At 71.3% G+C, this 1,193-nt stretch carries 1 protein-coding gene; it reads left to right on the plus strand.

Annotated features, from left to right (window positions below):
• Positions 1–1,193, plus strand: a 1,193-nt coding sequence (locus tag ACTS11_RS05860) for a penicillin-binding transpeptidase domain-containing protein (RefSeq protein ID WP_442639399.1), incomplete at both ends; no start/stop codon positions are given.

Genomic DNA, 1,193 nt, shown 5'->3' on the forward strand with positions numbered 1-1,193 from the left:
GTCGCGGAACGCGCGCTCCGCCGGGCGCTCGAGAACTTCGACCGCGCGCAGGGGCGCTGGCGCGGGCCCGAGGACCGGATCGACCCCGAAGTGCTGACGGGCGGCGAGGCGGCATGGCGCGCGGCGCTGGCCGCCGCCGACATTCCGCGCGACATCGACGGCTGGTCGCCCGCCGTGGTGCTCGAGGTCGGCGAGACCAGCGCGCGCATCGGCATCGAGGGTGTGGAGGAGGACGAGGACGGCCACTTCATCCCCGCAGAGGACGTGACCTGGGCGCGTCCCGTGAACGAGGATGGGTCCGCAGGCGCACAGGCGCGGGTCGCGGGCGATCTCCTGTCGGTGGGCGACGTGGTCCATGTGCGGCCCATGACGCGGGACAGCGACGGCTCCTTCCTGCGCTGGACGCTCCGGCAGGTGCCGGAGGTGCAGGGCGCCTTCATGGCGATGGACGTGAACACCGGCCGCGTGATCGCGATGCAGGGCGGCTTCTCCTATCAGCATTCGAGCTTCAACCGCGCGACCCAGGCGACGCGGCAGCCGGGTTCGGCCTTCAAGCCGCTGGTCTACGCCGCCGCGCTCGATTCCGGCTACGGCCCCAACACCATCGTCATCGACGCGCCGATCGAGCTCGAGACGCCCGAGGGCATCTGGCGGCCGACGAACGCCTCGAACCAGTTCTACGGACCCTCGCCGCTCCGCACAGGGATCGAGCGGTCGCGGAACCTCATGACGATCCGCCTCGCGCAGGACATCGGTATGGAGACGGTCGCGCGCTACGCCGAGCGCTTCGGCGTCTACGACGACATGCAGCCCTTTCTCGCCAACTCGCTCGGCAGCCAGGAGACGACGCTCTACCGCATGGTCGCCGCCTACGCGATGTTCGCCAATGGCGGCGAGCGGGTGGAGCCCACGCTGGTCGACCGCATCCAGGACCGCTATGGCCACACCGTCTACCGCCATGACCAGCGGCTCTGCCCCGATTGCGAGCTCGCGTCGCTCGACGCCGGGCTCGGGCCGCGGATCGTGTCGAACCGCGAGCGCGTCATCGACCCCGTGACCGCCTACCAGCTCACCTCGATGATGCAGGGCGTGGTGCAGCGCGGCACGGCCTCGGGCACCGTGGGGGCCGCGGGCATCCCGGCGGCGCTGGCCGGCAAGACGGGCACCACGAACGAGGCGCGGGACGTCTGGTT

Source organism: Roseicyclus sp. (assembly GCF_052168335.1).
Classification (GTDB): domain Bacteria; phylum Pseudomonadota; class Alphaproteobacteria; order Rhodobacterales; family Rhodobacteraceae; genus Roseibacterium.